The sequence below is a fragment of the Pseudomonas sp. RIT411 genome (assembly GCF_003057735.2).
Lineage (GTDB): Bacteria > Pseudomonadota > Gammaproteobacteria > Pseudomonadales > Pseudomonadaceae > Chryseomonas > Chryseomonas oryzihabitans.
In genome coordinates this window covers 72075-91605 of record NZ_QBIZ02000010.1, presented here as the reverse complement: position 1 = coordinate 91605, position 19531 = coordinate 72075, and the positions used below count along the sequence as shown (strand labels likewise).

The following is a 19531-nucleotide window of genomic DNA, read 5'->3' as shown; positions in this document are numbered from 1 at the left end:
GTCGCTCCACTCGGCGCCGCCCGGCGCAAAGCCATTGAACGACGCTCCGCTTCCTGGATACTGTATGCAATCACAGTCCAGGAGATCTCGATGGAGCTCGCCGACAAGCTGATCATTCTCGCCGATGCCGCCAAGTACGACGTGTCCTGCGCCAGCAGCGGCGCGCCCAAACGCAGCTCGAAGGGCAAGGACGGCCTGGGCTCGACCGATGGCATGGGCATCTGCCATAGCTTCACCCCCGATGGGCGCTGCGTGGCGCTGCTCAAGGTGCTGCTGACCAACTTCTGCCAGTACGACTGCCAGTACTGCGTCAATCGCCGCAGCAGCAACGTGCCGCGGGCGCGCTTCACGCCCGAGGAAGTGGTGCAGCTGACCCTCGACTTCTATCGGCGCAATGTCATCAGCGGGCTGTTCCTCAGCTCCGGCATCATCCGCTCCTCCAACTACACCATGGAGCAGATGACCCGGGTCGCCCAGCTGTTGCGCGAACAGCACCAGTTCCGCGGCTACATCCACCTCAAGACCATTCCCGACGCCGATCCCGAGATCATCGCCCAGGCGGGTCTCTATGCCGACCGCCTGTCGGTCAACATCGAGCTGCCCACCGAGAGCAGCCTGATCAAGCTGGCGCCGGAAAAGAACGGCAGCAGCATCCGCAAGACCATGGGCAACATCCGCCTGGGCCTGGAAGAAGCCGAGGCCGAAGCCAAGGCGCCGCGCTTCGCGCCAGCGGGCCAGAGCACCCAGATGATCGTGGGCGCCGATGCCACCGACGACCGCACCATTCTCGACACCGCCCAGACGCTGTACGGCGCCTATCGCCTCAAGCGGGTCTACTATTCGGCCTTCAGCCCCATCCCGGAAAGCCCGGGCACGGTGCCGCTGCAACCGCCGCCGCTGCTGCGCGAGCATCGCCTGTACCAGGCCGACTTCCTCATGCGTGGCTATGGCTTCCAAGCGGATGAGTTGCCCACCGAAGACGGCCAGCTGCCGCTGGACGTGGATCCCAAGCTGGCCTGGGCGCTGCACAATCGCGCCATCTTCCCGCTGGATCTCAATCGCGCCGACCAGGCGCTGATCGCCCGAGTACCCGGCATCGGCGTGCTCTCGGCCAAGCGGCTGGTGGAGCTCAGACGCGAGCGGCGCATCCGCTACGCCGACCTGATCCGCCTGAAATGCAGCGTGGAAAAGGCGCGCCCCTTCATCGTCACCCAGGACTATCGCCCGCAACCGCGCCTGGCCGAGTCCCTGGACCTGCGCCGGCAGCTCGCCGAACCGCCCGCTCAGCTCGCCCTGCTCTAGATGCAGAGAGTCGATTTCGACGGTACCTTCGCCGGCTGGCGCAAGGAGGCGCGGCGGCTGTTGCAGGCTGGTATCCCGCCGGCCCAGGTGAGCTGGCAGGAGAGTCGCGGCCTGGGCGATCTGTTCGACGAACCGGCCGAAGTCGTGGCGCCCCCGCCCAGCGGCGCCATACGCATCCCGCCGCAACTGGCCGAAGCCCTGACCTACGCCGCCTGCTTTCGCAGCGACGATCGCTGGGCGCTGCTCTACCAGGTGCTCTGGCGCGTCGCCCGCGGCGAACGGGCAGCCATGCTGGCCGGTGACGAAGACGGCAGCGAATTGCAGCGCCGGGTCAAGGCGATCCGCCGCGAGATCCATCATGTGCTTGCCTTCCTGCGCTTTCGGCCGCGCGCGGAAAGCGCCGGTCCGCCGGCCTGGGTGGCCTGGCACCAGCCGGCCCACGACGTCCTGGCCCTGGCGGCGCCGCACTTCTGCGACCGCATGGGCAACAGCAGCTGGCTGATCGCGACTCCCAAAGCCGCCGCGCTCTGGGACGGTCAGGCGCTGCAACTGGTGGAGCCCTGCCCCGCCGAGCTGCAACGCCTGGCCCGGCAGACGCCGGAAGATGACGACCGCAACGCCGGTGACGAACTCTGGCGCGCCTACTACCGCAGCACCTTCAATCCGGCGCGGGCCAATCCGCGCACCCTGAGGGGCAACATGCCGGCGCGTTTCTGGAAGGATCTGCCGGAAGGGCCGCTGATCCCGGCGCTGCTCAGCGAGGCGCGGGCCGGCGCCCAGCGCCTGGCCCAGGCCGAGGCCGTGGGTCGCCAGAGCGGTCGCGAGGTGCTGATCGCGGCCGAGCGCGCCCAGCCCGAACGCCCGCTGCCCACCACCCTCGACGAGTGCCGTCGCTGCGAACTCTGGGAAAAGGCCACCCAGCCGGTGGCCGGCGAAGGCCCGCGCACCGCGCGCATCCTGCTGTTGGGCGAACAGCCCGGCGATCAGGAGGACCTGGCGGGCCGGCCCTTCGTCGGCCCGGCTGGCCAGGTGCTGATGGCGGCGCTGGCCGAAGCCGGCCTCGAGCGCAGCGAGGTGTTCCTCACCAATGCGGTCAAGCACTTCAAGTGGATTCCCCAGGGCAGAAGACGCAAGCACGTCACCCCGGGACCGGAGATTGCCCCCTGCCGCTACTGGCTGGAGCAGGAATTGCGCGACATCCAGCCGACGGTCGTGGTGGCCCTGGGCTCGACCGCCCTGGAAGCCCTGCTCAAGCGCAAGCCGAGGGGTCTGGCGCAATTCATGGGACGACCCCTGCGACTGGACGAGCGCTGGATCATCGCCACCTATCACCCCTCCTACATCCTGCGCACCCCGGATGCCGAGCAGCAGGACCAGGCGCGCCAGGCCCTGGTCGCCGCCCTGCGCGAGGCCAGGGTCCTGGCTGCCGGCAGCGCAGCCGAAGGCTAGCGGAAGCGCTTGGGCGGCTCGTCGCCCATGTCCACCGAGAGGTTGCGGGTGATCTGATTGAGGTGATCGGCATCCGTTTCCGAACCCAGCTTGATCATCAGGCGCAGGTCGTTGGCGGAATCGGCGTGCGCCAGGGCGGCCTCGTAGGTGATCTCGCCATCGCGATAGAGCCCGTAGAGCGACTGGTCGAAGGTCTGCATGCCCAGCTCGCCGGACTTCTTCATCAGCGCCTTGAGCTCGTGCACCTCGCCCTTGCGGATCAGGTCGGCGACCAGCGGGGTGTTGAGCAGCACCTCGATCACCGCACGGCGGCCCTGGCCATCAATGGTGGGCACCAGTTGCTGGGCGACGATGCCCTTGAGGTTGAGCGAGAGGTCCATCCAGGTCTGGCTGTGCCGATCGGCCGGGAAGAAGTGGATGATGCGGTCCAGCGCCTGGTTGGCGTTGTTGGCGTGCAGGGTGGCCAGGCACAGGTGGCCGGTCTCGGCGAAGGCCAGGGCGTGCTCCATGGTGTCCCGGCTGCGGATCTCGCCGATCATGATGACGTCCGGCGCCTGGCGCAGGGTGTTCTTCAGCGCCACCTCGAAGGACTCGGTGTCGATGCCCACCTCGCGCTGGGTGACGATGCAGCCCTGGTGCTGATGGATGTACTCGATGGGGTCCTCGATGGAAATGATGTGCCCCGCCGAGTTCTTGTTGCGGTGGCCGATCATGGCCGCCAGCGAGGTGGACTTGCCGGTGCCGGTGGCGCCGACGAAGATCACCAGGCCGCGCTTGGTCATGGCCAGCTTCTTGATGATCTCCGGCAGGCGCAGCTGCTCGACGGTGGGGATGTTGACCTCGATGCGGCGCAGCACCATGCCCACCAGGTTGCGCTGGTAGAAGGCGCTGACCCGAAAGCGGCCGATGCCGCGGGCGCTGATGGCGAAGTTGCACTCGCGCTTCTGCTGGAATTCCTGCCGCTGCTCGTCGTTCATCACCCCCAGCACCAGGGCCCGGCACTGCTCGGGCGTGAGCGAGTCCTTGGTGACCGGCGTCATGCGCCCGTTGATCTTCATCGAAGGGGGCACGCCGGTGGTGATGAAGAGGTCGGACGCCCCCTTGTCCACCATCAGCTGCAGGAACCTGTCGAAATCCATCAGAAGTTCTCCGGCGTCTTGGCCTTCTCGCGGGCCGCGTCGCGGCTGATCAGGCCCTTGGCCAGGAGCGCCTTGAGGCACATGTCCAGGGTCTGCATGCCCAGGCCGCCACCGGTCTGGATCGAGGAATACATCTGCGCCACCTTGTCCTCGCGGATCAGGTTACGGATGGCCGGCGTGCCGATCATGATCTCGTGGGCCGCTACCCGGCCGCCGCCGACCTTCTTGAGCAGGGTCTGGGAAACCACCGCCTGCAGGGATTCGGACAACATGGAACGCACCATCGACTTCTCTTCCGCCGGAAAGACGTCCACCACCCGATCGATGGTCTTGGCCGCCGAGGTGGTGTGCAGGGTGCCGAAGACCAGGTGCCCGGTCTCGGCCGCGGTCAGCGCCAGGCGGATGGTCTCCAGGTCGCGCAGCTCGCCCACCAGGATGATGTCCGGGTCTTCGCGCAGGGCCGAGCGCAGGGCCTCGGAGAAGCCCAGGGTGTCGCGGTGCACCTCGCGCTGGTTGACCAGGCACTTCTTGGATTCGTGGACGAATTCGATGGGATCCTCGATGGTGAGGATGTGGTGGTACTTGGTGTTGTTGAGGTAGTCGAGCATGGCCGCCAGGGTGGTGGACTTGCCCGAGCCGGTCGGCCCGGTCACCAGCACCAGGCCGCGCGGGACGTCGGTGATCTTCTTGAACACCTCGCCCATGCCCAGCTCTTCCATGCTCAGCACCTTGGATGGAATGGTCCGGAACACCGCGCCGGCACCGCGATTCTGGTTGAAGGCGTTGACCCGGAAGCGCGCCACGCCAGGCACCTCGAAGGAGAAGTCGGTCTCCAGGAATTCCTCGAAGTCCTTGCGCTGCTTGTCGTTCATGATGTCGTAGATCAGCGCGTGCACCTGCTTGTGCTCGAAGGCCGGCAGATTGATGCGGCGCACGTCGCCGTCGACGCGGATCATCGGCGGCAGGCCGGCGGACAGGTGCAGGTCGGAGGCGCCTTGCCGCGCGGAAAAGGCCAGCAATTCGGTGATATCCATGGAACTCCCAGATGTCGAGCAAGCAGGTAGAATGCCGCGCAGCACTGGCGGTCTGACCTGGTCACCGCCACTCACTCATCCGGTACGCCGAGGCCTGCCGGATGCGCCGACGCAAGCAGGGGCTGAATGTCCACGATAGCCGAGAATAGCGCAACCGTACTCGAACGCATCGCCACCGCCAGCCGGACGGCAGGCCGCGATCCCGCGACTGTCGGCCTCCTGGCGGTGAGCAAGACCAAGCCCGCCGCCGCCTTGCGCGAGGCCGCCGTCGCCGGGCTACGCGACTTTGGCGAGAACTATCTGCAGGAGGCGCTGGACAAGCAGCCGGCGCTGGCCGACCTGCCCCTGGTGTGGCATTTCATCGGCCCCATCCAGTCCAACAAGACCCGCGCCATCGCCAGCCATTTCGACTGGGTGCATTCGGTGGATCGCCTGAAGATCGCCCAGCGCCTGGCCGAGCAGCGCCCGCCCGAGCGCGGCCCGCTGAACATCTGCCTGCAGGTCAACGTCAGCGGCGAAGCCAGCAAGTCCGGCTGCCACCCCGACGAGCTGCCGGCCCTGGCCGCCGCGGTCAGCCGGTTGCCCAACCTGCGCCTGCGTGGCCTGATGGCCATCCCCGAACCCACCGACGACCCGGCCAGCCAGCGCGCCGCCTTCGCCCGGCTGCGCACCCTGAGCGAAGCCCTGAACCTGGGCCTGGACACCCTGTCCATGGGCATGAGCCAGGATCTGGAAGCCGCCATCGCCGAGGGTGCCACCTGGGTCCGCGTCGGTACCGCCCTCTTTGGCGCCCGCGACTACGGCGCCGCCTCTTCAACCTAGGAAGTCTCGATGAACGACACCCGCATCGCCTTCATCGGCGCCGGCAACATGGCCGGTGCCATCATCGGCGGCCTGCTCGCCCAGGGCGTGCCGGCCCGACAGCTGAGCGCCAGCAATCGCAATCCGGCCAAGCGCGAAGCCCTGGCCCGGGAGCACGGCATCCGCGTCGAGGCCAGCAACAGCGCCGTGCTCGCCGACGCCGACGTGGTGGTGCTGGGCGTGAAGCCCCAGGTCATGGGCGAGGTCTGCCAGGAACTGGCCCCCCATCTGCGTCCGGACCAGCTGATCGTCTCGGTCGCCGCCGGCATCACCTGCGCCAGCCTGACCCGCTGGCTGGGCCCGCGCGCGCTGGTGCGCTGCATGCCGAACGTGCCCTCGCAGCTGCGCCTGGGCGCCAGCGGCCTGTTCGCCAATGACCAGGTCAGCGCCGAGCAGCGCGCCCGTGCCCAGGAGATCCTCGCCGCGGTCGGCCTGGCCCTGTGGGTCGAGGAAGAACAGCAGCTGGACGCGGTCACCGCCGTCTCCGGCAGCGGCCCGGCCTATTTCTTCCTGCTGATGGAAGCCATGACCCAGGCCGGCACCAAGCTCGGCCTGCCGGCCGAGGTCGCCCAGCAACTGACCCTGCACACCGCCCGCGGCGCCGCCGCCATGGCCTGCCAGGGTGACCGCAGCCCCGAACAATTGCGTCGTTCGGTGATGTCCCCCAAGGGCACCACCGAGCGCGCCATCGAAACCTTCCAAGCCGGGGCCTTCGAGGACCTGGTGGAAGAAGCCCTCACCGCCGCGGCCGACCGGGCTGCGGAACTGGCCCAGTTGCCGGATCGATAAGGAGTATCCATGTCCGCTCTCGCGCAAGCTCTCGTCTATGTCATCCAGACCCTCGGCAGTCTCTATCTGCTGATCATCCTGCTGCGCTTCATCCTGCAGCTGGTCCGGGCCGACTTCTACAATCCGCTGTCGCAATTCACCGTGCGCGCCACCCAGCCGCTGCTCAAGCCGGTGCGACGCATCATTCCCGGCTTCGGCGGCGTCGATCTGGCGGCCCTGGTGCTGGCCGTGCTGGTCCAGCTGGCGCTGATGATGGTCGTGGTGGTGCTGCTCGGCGCCAGCATCGGCGGCCTGTTCCCCGCCCTGCTGATCTGGGCCCTGCTCGGCGTGGCCTCGCTGTTCCTCAAGGTGTTCTTCTTTGCCCTGATCGTCAGCGTCATCCTCTCCTGGGTCGCGCCCCAGACCCACAATCCGGCCGCCGAACTGGTCAACCAGATCTGCGAGCCGCTGCTGGCACCCTTCCGCCGTATCCTGCCGAGCCTGGGCGGGCTGGATCTGTCGCCGATCTTCGCCTTCATCGTGATCAACCTGCTGGACCGCTTCGTCATCGGCCAGCTGGCCGCGGCCACCGGCATGCCGCAGATTCTCGCGCCCTTCCTCTGACGCACCACTCGCGCACCCGCCACGACCGCCCGCCGCGTCGTGGCGGAGGCGCCATTGACGTCCTCTGGACGCTGGGGCACCGTCCAGCCTTTGCTGTTCAGGTCAAGGAAGTCCCCTATGGAACGCCTGTTCCGCCACGTCGATGCCTATGCCGCGTGGAAAGCCGAACTCGACACCCAATTGGGCCGCTACCGCGACTGGTTGCAGCGTAATCGTCTGGCCTCCCCGGCCCTGGACGCCGCCCTGGCGACCTGCCAGAGCGAATTGCAGGCCGACGGCATCACCCTGGCCTTCGCCGGCGAGTTCTCCCGCGGCAAGACCGAACTGATCAACGCCCTCTTCTTCGCCGACTACGGCCAGCGCATGCTGCCGTCCCAGGCCGGGCGCACCACCATGTGCCCCACCGAGATCTTCTTCGACGCCGGGGCCGACGGCCCCTATCTGCAGCTGCTGCCCATCGACAGCCGCCTGGACGAACGCAGCCTGACCGCCTGGCGCAAGGCGCCCGAAGCCTGGCAGCGCTTCGCCCTGGACGACAGCCACGCGGACGCCATGGCCGCCCTGCTGGCCAAGGTCACCGAGACCCGCGAGGTGGAAACCGCCGTCGCCGTGCAACTGGGCTTCGATCCCGAGCAACTGGAACAACTCGACAGCGACGGCCTGGTCAGCATCCCGGCCTGGCGCCATGCGCTGATCAGCATCGATCATCCGCTGCTGCGCCAGGGCCTGCGCATCCTCGACACCCCCGGCCTCAACGCCCTGGGCGCCGAACCCGAGCTGACCCTGTCGCTGCTGCCCCACGCCCAGGCCGTGCTCTTTCTCATCGGTGCCGACACCGGCGTGACCGCCTCGGACCTCGCGCTCTGGGAGCAATGCGTCAAGCCGTCCCTGGGCGATGCCCCGGAGCGACTGTTCGCGGTGATGAACAAGATCGACAGCCTCTGGGACGACCTCGGCGGCGTCGCCCATGTCGCCCAGTCGTTGGAAAACGTCCGCCAGGCCAGCGCCCGGCAACTGGCGCTGCCGGCCGAGCACATCCTGCCGCTGTCGGCCAAGCAGGCCTTGCTGGGCAAGGTCCGCGGCGATCTGGAACTGCTCGCGCGCAGCCAGCTGGACAGCCTCGAACAGTTGCTCGCCGAACGCATCGTCGGCGCCCGCGAGCGCCTGCTGCAGCAGCGCATCGTGCAGCAGGCCAGTGGCCTGCTGGGTGCCAGCCGGACCCTGATCGAGCAGCGCCTGGAAGCCATTCGCGCCCAGTACGCGCAACTGGCCGACGAGGAATTGCCCGGTGCCGGCCTGGAATTGCAGACCGCGCGCACCCGCCAGGAATACGACCTCTATCACCGCCGCCTGCTGGATCTGCGCACCACCCAGAACATGCTGGCCGGGCAGCGCAAGCTGCTGACCGACCTGGTCGCGCCAGAGCGCCTGGACGCCCATCTGGACACCGCGCGCCGGGAATTCCGCACCAGCCTGACCACCGTCGGCATCAACCAGTCCATCGCCCGCTTCTTCCGCGTGGTCGAGCATGATCTGCTGGCCCTGGACAACGAGGCGGACCGGGCCAACAAGGTGCTCGGCGCGGTCTACCAGCGGCACAATGTAGAGAATCCGCTGCACCCCCTGGAAGCGCCGCGGCTGCGCATCCGCCCCTATGTCCGCGAGCTGCGCCAGCTGCAACTCAAGACCGAGGAGGTCCAGCGTCAGGTCAAGACCCTGCTCACCGAGCAGAGCGCCCTGGCCCGCCGCTTCTTTGCCACCGTGGCCCAGGAGGTCCAGGCCCTGCAGGAGGGCGCCCATGCCCAGGTGCTGCGCTGGAACGACGGCGCCCTGACCCCGCTGGTGCAGCACACCCGCGAGCAGAAGCAGCTGCTGGAAACCAGCATGCTGGCGCTCAAGCAGCTCACCCAGCAGAACCTCAACAGCCAGGAACAGGTGCGGCGCCTGCAGGTGCACGAAGACGTCCTGCACCGGCAGCTCAGCGAGGTCAGCGACATGCTCAAGCAGATCAGCCGGCCGGCCCCCTCCCAGCGTCACGACAACGTGGTCGCCCTGCCGCTGGCACGGGTCGGCTAGCCCCACCCACCACCCGAGGCGCGGCCCCTGACCGCCGCGCCACGGCTGCCCTTGCCGCTCCTGGCGACGCTCTTTAGACTGGCGAGCCCCGCCCCGGACGAGCCGTCAATGCCCAGCGTCATTCCCGAAGATTCCGTCGGCCTGGTCACCCCCGAGCTGCTGCACTTCAACGAGCCCCTGGCCCTGGCCTGTGGCCGCACCCTGCCGGCCTACGACCTGATGGTCGAGACCTATGGCGAACTCAACGCCAGCCGCAGCAACGCCGTGCTGATCTGCCACGCGCTCTCCGGCCATCACCACGCGGCCGGCTATCACAGCCTCGACGACCGCAAGCCGGGCTGGTGGGACAGCTGCATCGGTCCGGGCAAGCCCATCGACACCCGCAAGTTCTTTGTCGTCGCCCTCAACAACCTCGGCGGCTGCAACGGCTCCACCGGTCCAAGTAGTCCCAATCCCGACACCGGCCGCGCCTATGGCGCGGACTTTCCGGTGCTGACCGTGGAAGACTGGGTCAACAGCCAGGCGCGGCTGGCCGATCGCCTGGGCATCGCGCAGTGGGCGGCGGTGATCGGCGGCAGCCTGGGTGGGATGCAGGCGCTGCAGTGGACCATCAGCTATCCCGAGCGCATCCGCCACTGCCTGGCCATCGCCTCGGCACCCAAGTTGTCGGCGGAAAACATCGCCTTCAACGAGGTGGCGCGCCAGGCCATCCTCTCGGACCCGGATTTCCACGCCGGGCACTTCCAGGAAAAGGGCGTGATCCCCAAGCGCGGCCTGATGCTGGCGCGCATGGTCGGCCACATCACCTACCTGTCCGACGAGGCCATGGGCGAGAAATTCGGTCGCGAACTCAAGACCGACCAGCTCAACTACGACTTCCACAGCGTCGAATTCCAGGTGGAGAGCTACCTGCGCTACCAGGGCGAGGAATTCTCCGGCCGCTTCGACGCCAACACCTACCTGCTGATGACCAAGGCGTTGGACTACTTCGATCCGGCCCACGCCCATGGCGGCGACCTGGCCAAGACCCTGGCCGGGGTGCAGGCACGCTTCCTGATCGTCTCCTTCACCACCGACTGGCGCTTCTCGCCGGCGCGCTCCAAGGAGATCGTCAACGCCCTGATGGCCGCGCGCAAGGACGTCAGCTACCTGGAGGTCGACGCCCCCCAGGGTCACGACGCCTTCCTCATCCCCATCCCGCGCTATCTGCAGGCCTTCTCCCACTACATGACCCGCATCGAGGTATAGCTGCCGTGCGCGCCGATCTGGACATCATTCAGGAATGGATCCCCGCCGGCAGCCGGGTCCTCGACCTCGGTTGCGGCACCGGCGAGTTGCTCGCCTGGCTGCGCGATCACAAGCAGGTCACCGGCTACGGCCTGGAGATCGACCCGGACAAGATCGCCGAATGCCTGCTCAAGGACGTCAACGTCATCGAGCAGGATCTCGACGGCGGCCTGGCCAACTTCGCCAGCGACAGCTTCGACGTGGTGGTCATGACCCAGTCGCTGCAGGCCATGCAGTACCCCGATCGCATCCTCCAGGAGATGCTCAGGGTCGGTCGCCAGTGCATCATCACCTTTCCCAACTTCGGTCACTGGCGCTGCCGGCTGTACCTGGGCGGCCGGGGGCGGATGCCGGTCTCCGACTTCCTGCCCTACACCTGGTACAACACGCCGAACATCCACTTCTGCACCTTCGAGGACTTCGAGCGCCTCTGCCGCGAACAGCGCGCCCAGGTGCTGGATCGCCTCGCTGTGGACCGCCTGCATCGTCATGGCTGGGCCAGCAAGCTGTGGCCCAACCTGCTCGGCGAGATCGGCATCTACCGGGTCAGCGCGCCGCGCCTGCAGGAGCATCGCGTCGCGATATGACGTAAGGCACGGGGGGCGCATCCAGCCCGGGCACGGCTTCGCGTACAATACGCCGCCCTTCTCAACGCGACGCGGAGTCTCCCATGTCCGACCTTACCGAACTGGTGCTCGCCAGCCACAACGCCGGCAAGCTCAAGGAACTCCAGGCCATGCTCGGCGACCGGGTGCGGGTGCGCTCGGTGGGTGAATTCAGCCAGGTGGAGCCCGAGGAAACCGGGCTGTCCTTTGTCGAGAACGCCATCCTCAAGGCACGCAACGCGGCGCGGCTGTCCGGTCTGCCGGCCCTGGCCGACGATTCGGGCCTGGCGGTGGACGCCCTCGGCGGCGCCCCCGGTATCTATTCCGCGCGCTACGCCGACGGCCAGGGCGATGCGGCCAACAACGCCAAGCTGCTTGAGGCCTTGAAAGAGGTGCCCGACGCCGAGCGCACTGGCCAATTCGTCTGCGTGCTGGCGCTGGTGCGTCACGCCGACGATCCGCTACCGGTCCTCTGCGAAGGCCTCTGGCCCGGGCGCATCTTGCATGCCGCCCAGGGCGAGCATGGCTTCGGCTACGATCCGCTGTTCCAGCCCGATGGCGAAGCGGTCTCCGCAGCCGAACTGGCGCCGGCGGAAAAGAACCAGCGCAGCCATCGCGCCCGCGCCATGGCCCAGCTCAAGCAACGGCTCGGCCTGTGACCCAGGTGTTCGCCCTGCCGCCACTGGCGCTCTACGTCCACATCCCCTGGTGCGTGCGCAAGTGCCCCTATTGCGACTTCAACTCCCACGCGGCCGGTCCGAGCCTGCCGGAAGCGGAGTATGTCGACGCCTTGCTGGCGGATCTGGACAGGGACCTGGTCCACGTCCATGGCCGCCCGCTGACCTCGATCTTCTTTGGCGGCGGCACGCCCAGTCTGTTTTCCGCCGAGGCCCTAGGGCGCCTGCTGGACGGCGTGGCCCGGCGCCTGAGCTTCGCGCCGGACATCGAGATCACCCTGGAAGCCAACCCCGGCACCTTCGAGCAGGCCAAGTTCGTCGCCTATCGCAGCCTGGGCATCAATCGGCTGTCGATCGGCATCCAGAGTTTCCAGGACGCCAAGCTCAAGGCCCTGGGGCGTATCCACGGGCGCGAAGAAGCCATCCGCGCCGCCGACCGGGCGCGCGCCGCCGGTTTCGACAACTTCAACCTGGACCTCATGCACGGCCTGCCCGAGCAAAGCGTGGCCGATGCCCTCGGTGATCTGGAGCAGGCCATCGCTCTGGCGCCCACGCACCTGTCCTGGTACCAGCTGACCATGGAGCCCAACACGGTGTTCTGGAGCCAGCCGCCGGAGCTGCCCGAAGACGACACCCTCTGGGACATCCAGGAAGCCGGCCAGGCGCGGCTGGCGGCTGCCGGCTACGGGCAATACGAGACCTCCGCCTATGCCCAGCCCGGGCGCCAGGCGCGGCACAATCTCAACTACTGGGGCTTCGGCGACTTCCTCGGCATCGGTGCCGGCGCCCACGCCAAGCTCAGCGCCCCGGACGGTACTCTGCTGCGCACTTGGAAGACCCGCCTGCCCAAGGACTACCTGGATCCGGCCAAGGCCTTCCAGGCCGGCGCGAAAGCTCTGGAACCGGCCGATCTGCCCTTCGATTTCATGATGAACGCCCTGCGCCTGGTCGACGGGGTGCCCGCCGCCTGGTATCCGCAGCGGACCGGTCAGTCGCTGGACAGCCTGGCGCCGGCGCTGGCCGCGGCGCGCCGCGCCGGCCTGCTGGCCGAGGACGAAGAGCGCCTGCGCCCCACCGCCCGCGGCCAGCTGTTCCTGAACGACCTCTTGCAATCCTTTCTGCCTGACTGACGAGGAGCTCTGCCTTGGACTTCGTACTCGACCATATCGCCGACCTCTCCCGCTGGAGTCGCAGCCACCTGGACGAGGTGGCCCTGGCGGTCACCGCCACCCTGCTGGTGCTGTTCGGCAGCCAGGTCAACGCCTTCATCCAGGCGCGCCTGGGAAGCCTGCCGACCGCCGTCCGGGTCCCGGCCTTCGCCCTGGCCTGCCTGGCCATCTATGGCGCCGCCATGACCTTCCTGACCCCCTGGGTGGTCAAGGGCCTGGCGCAGTTCAACAACTACGCCCTGGCCCCGGTGCTGCTGATCGGCGTCTGTCTGCTGGGCGTGCTAGCCGAGCGGCGCGGCTAGCGGTCGGCGGCGCGGATAGCGTCCAGCAGGCACTCCAGGGATTGCGGGCGCCCCAGCAGGAAGCCCTGGAAGGTGTCCACGCCCAGGTCCTTGAGCAACTCGAACTGGGCCTGAGTTTCCACCCCTTCGGCGACGATCTGCATGTCCAATGCGCGGCACAGGCTGACGATGCCGGCCAGCAGCTGCCGGGATCTGTCGTCGGCGTCCACCGCCAGCAGAAAGCTGCGGTCGATCTTGATGGTGTCGAAGGGTAAGCGGTGCAGATAGCCCAGCGACGAATAGCCGGTGCCGAAGTCATCCATCGCCACCCGAAAGCCCTGCTCGCGCAACAGGGCCAGGCGCCGCTCCGGGGTGCCCTTCTGCAGGAACACCGACTCGGTCACCTCCAGCTCCAGGGCCCTGGGCGCAATAGCGAATTCGGCGCAGGCCGCCGCCAGGACTTCGACCAGTTCATCATCGGCCACCTGCAGCGGCGAGATGTTGACCGCCACCGGGATCTGCAGGCCGGCGTCCTGCAGGGCCCGGGCGCAACCGGCCGCGCGGCGGATGGCCAGGCGCCCGAGGGCCGAGGCCATGCCGTTCTGCTCGGCCAGGGCGACGAAGACATTGGGCGGCACGGCGCCGACGCCCGGACAATTCCAGCGCGCCAGCAACTCGGCGCTGATCATGCGCTGACGGGCATCGAACTTGGGCTGCAGCACGAAGGTGATCAGCTCGGCCTCGATGGCGCCATGCAGATGGGCCAGCAGGGTCACCTTGCTGCGCGCCTCGCTGGTCAGCTGCGGATCGTAGCAGCGCACGCGGCTCTTGCCGGCCGCCTTGGCCGCGTACATGGCGGCATCGGCGTTGCGCAGCAGGGTCTCCACATCCAGCCCCTCTTCGGGCGCCAGACTCAGGCCGATGCTGGCCGATACGCGGATATCGTGGCCGGCGATGCATTGCTGGCGCCCCACCGCCTGCACCAGTTGCTCGGCCACCTGGCGCGCCTGATCGCGATCGCTCACGTCCAGGAGGGCGACGAATTCATCGCCACCCCAGCGCGCCAGCACCTCGCCGGTGCCCAGCACCTGGCGCAACTCCCGCACCAGGGCACAGAGCAACTCGTCACCGGCCGCATGGCCCAGGGAGTCGTTGACCTCCTTGAAGCCATCGACATCGATGAACAGCACCGCCAGGTTGCCGGTCTCCTCCAGCTTCTGCAGGCGCGTCTCGAAAGCCTGGTAGAAGGAGGTCCGGTTGGGCAGCTGGGTCAGGGCATCGCTCAGGGCCATGCGTTCCAGGGCCTGCTCGGCGCGCTTGCGCTCGGTGATGTCCCTCAGGCTGGCGACCACATAGCCTTCGCGATCCGCCTCGCCGGCAAAGCGGCTCAGGCTGATCTCCACCGGCGTGACGCGCTTGGCGGAGACGTGGAACTGGGCTTCGCACAGGGCATAGCCGTCGCGCTCGAAGGTGCGGATGGCCGCCTCGGGCAACTTGATGTAGTGCGACAGGTACTGGCCGCTGACACTGCGCTCCGCGCTGAGCATCAGGGCGCGCAGGGCGTCATTGGCTTCGATGATCTGACCGCTTTCGGTCAGCACGGCCATGGCGTCGCGGCAGAGGGCGAAGGCCGAGGCGATGAGGTGCAGCGAGCGTTCGGTGCGCTGCCGGGCGCTGCGTTCGACTTCGAGCCAACGCCGTACGGCGTGCAATTCGGCCGCCGGCGAGTCGGGGCGTACCAGGTCCGTCATCGGATCCGGCCTGCACGAAGGGCGGCGCGGAGCCGATTGGCTTTCTCGGGAAGGGCTGACATCCAGATGTCTCTGTGAATTCGACTGCAACCGCCATCACAGCAGGGCAATTGGCCATCATGCCAATTGCCCTTCGGCAGCTCAAGCTCGATTCGTCAGCGATACACGGTCAGCTCTGGCGTTCGAACTTGAGATCCCAGACCCCATGCCCCAGGCGTTCGCCACGGCGCTCGAACTTGGTGATGGGTCTTTCCTCGGGGCGCGGCACATAGCCCGAGGCGTCGCCGAGATTACGGTAACCCGGGGCGGCGTTCATGATCTCGAGCATGTGTTCGGCATAGGCCTGCCAATCGGTGGCCATGTGCAGCACCCCGCCGACCTTGAGCTTCTGCCTGACCAGCTCGGCGAAGGCCGGCTGGACGATCCGCCGCTTGTGGTGGCGGCTCTTGTGCCAGGGATCGGGAAAGAACAGCAGCACCCGGTCCAGGCTGGCATCGGCCACGCACTGGCGCAGCACCTCCAGGGCATCGCAGCTGTAGACCCGCAGATTGGTCAGTCCCTGGGTCATGGCACCGTTGAGCAGCGCGCCCACGCCCGGGCGATGCACCTCGACGCCGATGAAATCCTGCTCCGGCGCGGCGGCGGCCATTTCCAGCGTGGAATGGCCCATGCCGAAGCCGATCTCGAAGGTGCGCGGCGCCTGGCGCCCGAACACCTGGTCGAAATCCCGCAGGCCGTCGGTCAGCTCCAGACCGAAGCGCGGCCAACCCTGGTCGAGACCGCGTTGCTGGCCTTCGGTCATGCGGCCGGCGCGCATCACGAAGCTCTTGATGGTGCGCCGGGGGCGGTCGGGGGTCTGGTCGTCTTGATGATCGGTCATGGCGTTATCGATAGTGGGAAAAAGAGACGCCCGGCAGAGGCCGGGCGCGTGACGGAGGGCGCCAGGTCCTAGTTGACCAGGCCATCCAGCGGCGAAGACGCCGTGGCATAGAGCTTGCGCGGCATGCGTCCGGCCAGATAGGCCAGGCGACCGGCGACGATGGCGTGCTTCATGGCTTCGGCCATCAGCACCGGCTCGCGGGCATGGGCGATGGCGCTGTTCATCAGCACCGCTTCGCAGCCCAGCTCCATGGCGATGGTGGCGTCGGAGGCGGTACCCACCCCGGCATCCACCAGCACCGGCACCTTGGCCTCTTCGAGGATGATGCGCAGGTTGTAGGGATTGCAGATGCCCAGACCCGAGCCGATCAGACCGGCCAGCGGCATGACCGCGATGCAGCCGATGGCTTCCAGCTGGCGGGCGACGATGGGGTCGTCGCTGGTGTAGACCATGACGTCGAAGCCGTCGGCGACCAGGGTTTCGGCGGCCTTGAGGGTCTCGATGACATTGGGGAACAGGGTCTTCTGGTCGGCCAGGACTTCCAGCTTGACCAGGTTGTGGCCGTCGAGCAGCTCGCGCGCCAGACGGCAGGTGCGCACCGCTTCCACCGCGTCATAGCAGCCGGCGGTGTTGGGCAGGATGGTGTAGCGCTCGGGCGAGATCACGTCGAGCAGATTGGGCTCGCCGGGCGTCTGGCCGATGTTGGTGCGGCGCACCGCCACGGTGACGATCTCGGCGCCGGAGGCCTCGATGGCCACGCGGGTCTCTTCGAGGTCACGATACTTGCCGGTACCGACCAGCAGGCGCGAGGCATAGGTACGCCCGGCCAGGGTGAAGGGAGTGTCTTTCATCTGGATTCCTCTTTCGCGGCTAGCCGCCGCCGATGGCGTGGACCACTTCCAGCCGGTCGCCGTCCGCCAGGGCGGTGGTGGCGTGCTGGCTGCGCGGCACGATGTCGAGGTTGCGTTCCACCGCCACTCGCCGTCCGGTCAGGTCGAGACGCACGAGCAGGTCGGCGACGGTGGCACCGTCCGGCAATTCAAGGAATTCGCCGTTCAACAGGATCTGCATGGCAAAGGCATCGTCACGGGGTGAGCCGGCATTCTACGCCGGTCGGGCGTTCATTGCAGCGGCGCCGGGCCGGGAACGACGGCCAGTGCGCGCTCAGAGGCTGCTCAGGCGCCAGGCGAGGATGGCCAGGCAGGCCCAGCCGGCGAGAAAGCACAGGCCGCCGAAGGGAGTGATGATGCCCAGCCGCGAGAAGCCGGTCAGCGTCAGCAGATAGAGACTGCCGGAAAACAGCAGGATGCCGGCGATGAAGAAGCCACCGGCCCAGGCCACCAGGCGCCCCTGGAAGTGCAGCGACAGCAGGGCGACGCCAAACAGCGCCAGGGCGTGGATGAGCTGATAGAGCACGCCGGTCTGGAACACCGCGAGGTAGTCGGCGGTGAGCCGGCCCTTGAGTCCGTGGGCGGCGAAGGCGCCGAGTCCGACACCGGTGAAGCCGGCCAGGGCCGCGAACAGCAGGAAGAAACGCAACATGGGTTTTACCGGGCGATGGGAGAGAAGCGCTGGTTATAATGGCCCGCTAACCGCCAAAGACCAAGCCGATGCTGCTCACCCTCCTCCGCCGTCTCCTGCGTATCGCCCTCTGGTTCGCCGCCCTCAGCGCCGCCCTGGTGCTGATCCTGCGCTGGGTCCCGCCGCCGGGCAGCATGCTGATGGTGGAGCGCAAGGTCGAATCCTGGATCGACGGCAAGCCCATCGATCTACAGCGCGACTGGCGGCCCTGGAAGGAACTGCCGGACGATCTCAAGATGGCGGTGATCGCCGGTGAAGACCAGCACTTCGCCGAGCACTGGGGCTTCGACATGGCGGCGATCCGCCAGGCCTTCAGCCACAATGAAGCCGGCGGCTCCCTGCGCGGCGCCAGTACCATCAGCCAGCAGACCGCCAAGAATCTCTTTCTCTGGAGCGGCCGCAGCTATCTGCGCAAGGCCTTCGAAGCCTGGTTCACCGTGCTGCTGGAAACCTTCTGGTCCAAGCAGCGCATTCTCGAGGTCTATCTCAACAGCGTGGAATGGGACGACGGCGTGTTCGGCGCCGAGGCCGCGGCCCGCCACCATTTCGGCATAGGTGCGCCCTATCTCTCCGACCGCCAGGCCAGCCTGCTGGCCGCGGTACTGCCCAATCCTCGCGAATGGAGCCCGAGCCGCCCCAGCGCCTACGTCGCCGAACGCGCCGCCTGGATCCGCCAGCAGGAACGCCAGCTGGGCGGCAGCGACTACCTGCGACGGATGACCGGGCAGTAGGGTGGAAAACGGCGCAGCCTTTTCCACGGGATACCCGACGCACTGCCTACAGGACGCTAACGCTAACGCGTGGAAAACACTGCGCGGTTTTCCACCCTACCCGCGTTCGATCGCGGCCATGGGCCGCTCCTACGGACTACCGGCATTTCTGGCAGCGGCCGCATGGAGAGCACCTATGTCGCCGAACCTGCCGCCTGGGTTCGCCAGTTTGGCAGCAGCAACTATCTGCAGCGGATGACCGGGCAGTAGCGTGGAAAACGCTGCACTGTTTCCCACCCTACCGACTCAATCGCAGCCATGGGCCGCTCCTACAGAATATCCGGCTGCTGTAGGAGCGGCCCATGGCCGCGATAGCGCTGGACCGGCCTGTACTTTGGGTCACAACAGGCGACTTCGCAGGCAAAAAAAAACCGCACCCCAGGGTGCGGTTCTTCGAGCAGAGCCCGGATCAGGCGGCGATGTTGCCCTTGAGCTTGTTCATCGCGTTCTTCTCCAGCTGACGGATACGTTCCGCCGAGACGTTGTACTTGGCCGCCAGCTCATGCAGCGTCGCCTTTTCCTCGGCCAGCCAGCGCTGGTAGAGGATGTCGCGGCTGCGGTCGTCCAGGCGCTCCAGGGCCTCGTGCAGATTGGCCGTGGAACTGTCGGTCCAGTCGGCTTCTTCCAGCTGACGCGCCGGATCGTAACGGCTGTCTTCCAGGTACTGGGCCGGCGACTGATAGGCCGCGTCGTCATCGGCATCGCTGGCCGGGTCGAAGGCCATGTCATGGCCGGTCAGCCGGCTTTCCATCTCGCGCACTTCCCGGGGCTCGACACCCAGGGTTTCGGCCACGCGATGGACCTCGTCGTTGTTCAGCCAGGCCAGTCGCTTCTTCTGGCTGCGCAGGTTGAAGAACAGCTTGCGCTGCGCCTTGGTCGTGGCGACCTTGACGATCCGCCAGTTGCGCAGGATGAATTCGTGGATTTCGGCCTTGATCCAGTGCACGGCAAAGGACACCAGGCGTACGCCCATTTCGGGATTGAAGCGCTTCACGGCCTTCATCAGGCCGACGTTGCCTTCCTGGATCAGGTCGGCCTGGGCCAGACCATAGCCGGAATAGCTCTTGGCGATATGCACCACGAAACGCAGATGCGCGAGCACCAACTGCCGGGCGGCCTCGACGTCTTCCTTGTAGAAGAGGCGCTCGGCCAGTTCACGCTCCCGCTCCGGAGTGAGCAGCGGAATGCTGTTCACCGAATGCACATAGGCTTCCAGGCTGGCGCCGGGAACCAATGTAGGAACAGGTTGCAACGAAGTGGTCATGCGAATCCTCCGA

20 protein-coding genes are annotated in these 19531 nt (G+C 67.2%); 12 read left to right on the top strand and 8 right to left on the bottom strand.

The genetic code is table 11. The features are described from left to right. The first annotated feature begins 90 nt into the window (after positions 1 to 90). On the top strand, positions 91 to 1302 hold the full coding sequence (locus DBY63_RS15350) for a putative DNA modification/repair radical SAM protein (protein WP_027602931.1): 1212 nt from the start codon (positions 91 to 93) through the stop codon (positions 1300 to 1302). Then, positions 1303 to 2751 carry a UdgX family uracil-DNA binding protein gene (locus DBY63_RS15345; protein WP_108582375.1) on the top strand — a complete coding sequence of 483 codons (1449 nt, stop codon included), beginning with the start codon at positions 1303 to 1305 and terminating at the stop codon, positions 2749 to 2751. Here the strand turns inward: DBY63_RS15345 and DBY63_RS15340 are convergent. After that, positions 2748 to 3890: a PilT/PilU family type 4a pilus ATPase gene (locus DBY63_RS15340; protein ID WP_007161667.1), complete on the bottom strand. Its 1143-nt coding sequence runs from the start codon at positions 3888 to 3890 to the stop codon at positions 2748 to 2750. The two genes, DBY63_RS15345 and DBY63_RS15340, sit on opposite strands and share 4 nt — an antisense overlap. Continuing rightward, the gene (gene pilT / locus DBY63_RS15335) at positions 3890 to 4924 is read right to left on the bottom strand and encodes a type IV pilus twitching motility protein PilT (RefSeq protein WP_007161666.1); all 1035 of its coding nucleotides are present in this window, start codon (positions 4922 to 4924) and stop codon (positions 3890 to 3892) included. Before pilT ends, DBY63_RS15340 begins: the two co-directional genes overlap by 1 nt. Before the next feature lie 126 nt (positions 4925 to 5050). Here pilT and DBY63_RS15330 point away from each other — a divergent pair, with 126 nt between their 5' ends. The 9 genes from DBY63_RS15330 to DBY63_RS15290 all read left to right on the top strand — a co-directional run bounded on the left by DBY63_RS15330 (position 5051) and on the right by DBY63_RS15290 (position 13293). Beyond that, complete coding sequence (locus DBY63_RS15330) at positions 5051 to 5746, top strand: YggS family pyridoxal phosphate-dependent enzyme (RefSeq protein ID WP_027602929.1); 696 nt, start codon at positions 5051 to 5053, stop codon at positions 5744 to 5746. Positions 5747 to 5755: 9 nt separating this feature from the next. Then, positions 5756 to 6574 carry a pyrroline-5-carboxylate reductase gene (gene proC, locus DBY63_RS15325; RefSeq protein ID WP_027602928.1) on the top strand — a complete coding sequence of 273 codons (819 nt, stop codon included), beginning with the start codon at positions 5756 to 5758 and terminating at the stop codon, positions 6572 to 6574. Positions 6575 to 6583: 9 nt separating this feature from the next. Then, on the top strand, positions 6584 to 7177 hold the full coding sequence (locus DBY63_RS15320; RefSeq protein WP_007161663.1) for a YggT family protein: 594 nt from the start codon (positions 6584 to 6586) through the stop codon (positions 7175 to 7177). A gap of 117 nt (positions 7178 to 7294) precedes the next feature. Continuing rightward, complete coding sequence (locus tag DBY63_RS15315; protein WP_027602927.1) at positions 7295 to 9253, top strand: dynamin family protein; 1959 nt, start codon at positions 7295 to 7297, stop codon at positions 9251 to 9253. 108 nt (positions 9254 to 9361) lie between these two features. Beyond that, the gene (locus tag DBY63_RS15310) at positions 9362 to 10501 is read left to right on the top strand and encodes a homoserine O-acetyltransferase (protein WP_007161661.1); all 1140 of its coding nucleotides are present in this window, start codon (positions 9362 to 9364) and stop codon (positions 10499 to 10501) included. 5 nt (positions 10502 to 10506) lie between these two features. Continuing rightward, the gene (gene metW / locus DBY63_RS15305) at positions 10507 to 11127 is read left to right on the top strand and encodes a methionine biosynthesis protein MetW (protein ID WP_007161660.1); all 621 of its coding nucleotides are present in this window, start codon (positions 10507 to 10509) and stop codon (positions 11125 to 11127) included. Between the two features lie 83 nt (positions 11128 to 11210). Then, a complete protein-coding gene (gene rdgB / locus DBY63_RS15300; protein WP_042136668.1) occupies positions 11211 to 11804 on the top strand; it encodes an RdgB/HAM1 family non-canonical purine NTP pyrophosphatase in 594 nt (197 codons plus the stop codon). After that, positions 11801 to 12952 carry a radical SAM family heme chaperone HemW gene (gene hemW, locus DBY63_RS15295; RefSeq protein WP_044341950.1) on the top strand — a complete coding sequence of 384 codons (1152 nt, stop codon included), beginning with the start codon at positions 11801 to 11803 and terminating at the stop codon, positions 12950 to 12952. Before rdgB ends, hemW begins: the two co-directional genes overlap by 4 nt. A 14-nt stretch (positions 12953 to 12966) precedes the next feature. After that, positions 12967 to 13293, top strand: a complete 327-nt coding sequence (locus DBY63_RS15290; protein WP_007161657.1) for a DUF3392 family protein — start codon at positions 12967 to 12969, stop codon at positions 13291 to 13293. Here DBY63_RS15290 and DBY63_RS15285 read toward each other — a convergent pair. The 5 genes from DBY63_RS15285 to DBY63_RS15265 form a co-directional block, all read right to left on the bottom strand. Further along, positions 13290 to 15023 (bottom strand): EAL domain-containing protein, encoded by a 1734-nt coding sequence (locus DBY63_RS15285; RefSeq protein ID WP_108582374.1) that lies wholly within the window; start codon positions 15021 to 15023, stop codon positions 13290 to 13292. The genes DBY63_RS15290 and DBY63_RS15285 overlap by 4 nt on opposite strands. Before the next feature lie 169 nt (positions 15024 to 15192). Beyond that, positions 15193 to 15903 (bottom strand): tRNA (guanosine(46)-N7)-methyltransferase TrmB, encoded by a 711-nt coding sequence (gene trmB, locus DBY63_RS15280; RefSeq protein ID WP_027598891.1) that lies wholly within the window; start codon positions 15901 to 15903, stop codon positions 15193 to 15195. A 68-nt stretch (positions 15904 to 15971) separates the two neighbouring features. Next, the gene (locus DBY63_RS15275; protein ID WP_007161654.1) at positions 15972 to 16754 is read right to left on the bottom strand and encodes a thiazole synthase; all 783 of its coding nucleotides are present in this window, start codon (positions 16752 to 16754) and stop codon (positions 15972 to 15974) included. 19 nt (positions 16755 to 16773) lie between these two features. Continuing rightward, complete coding sequence (gene thiS / locus DBY63_RS15270; RefSeq protein ID WP_108582373.1) at positions 16774 to 16974, bottom strand: sulfur carrier protein ThiS; 201 nt, start codon at positions 16972 to 16974, stop codon at positions 16774 to 16776. Positions 16975 to 17067: 93 nt separating this feature from the next. Then, positions 17068 to 17445 carry a DUF423 domain-containing protein gene (locus DBY63_RS15265; protein WP_042136660.1) on the bottom strand — a complete coding sequence of 126 codons (378 nt, stop codon included), beginning with the start codon at positions 17443 to 17445 and terminating at the stop codon, positions 17068 to 17070. 68 nt (positions 17446 to 17513) lie between these two features. Between DBY63_RS15265 and mtgA the strand changes: the two genes are divergently transcribed. After that, complete coding sequence (mtgA, locus tag DBY63_RS15260; RefSeq protein ID WP_007161651.1) at positions 17514 to 18215, top strand: monofunctional biosynthetic peptidoglycan transglycosylase; 702 nt, start codon at positions 17514 to 17516, stop codon at positions 18213 to 18215. Positions 18216 to 18663: 448 nt separating this feature from the next. Here the strand turns inward: mtgA and rpoH are convergent, their stop codons facing one another. Continuing rightward, positions 18664 to 19518, bottom strand: a complete 855-nt coding sequence (gene rpoH, locus DBY63_RS15255) for an RNA polymerase sigma factor RpoH (protein ID WP_007161649.1) — start codon at positions 19516 to 19518, stop codon at positions 18664 to 18666. Positions 19519 to 19531 lie beyond the last annotated feature (13 nt).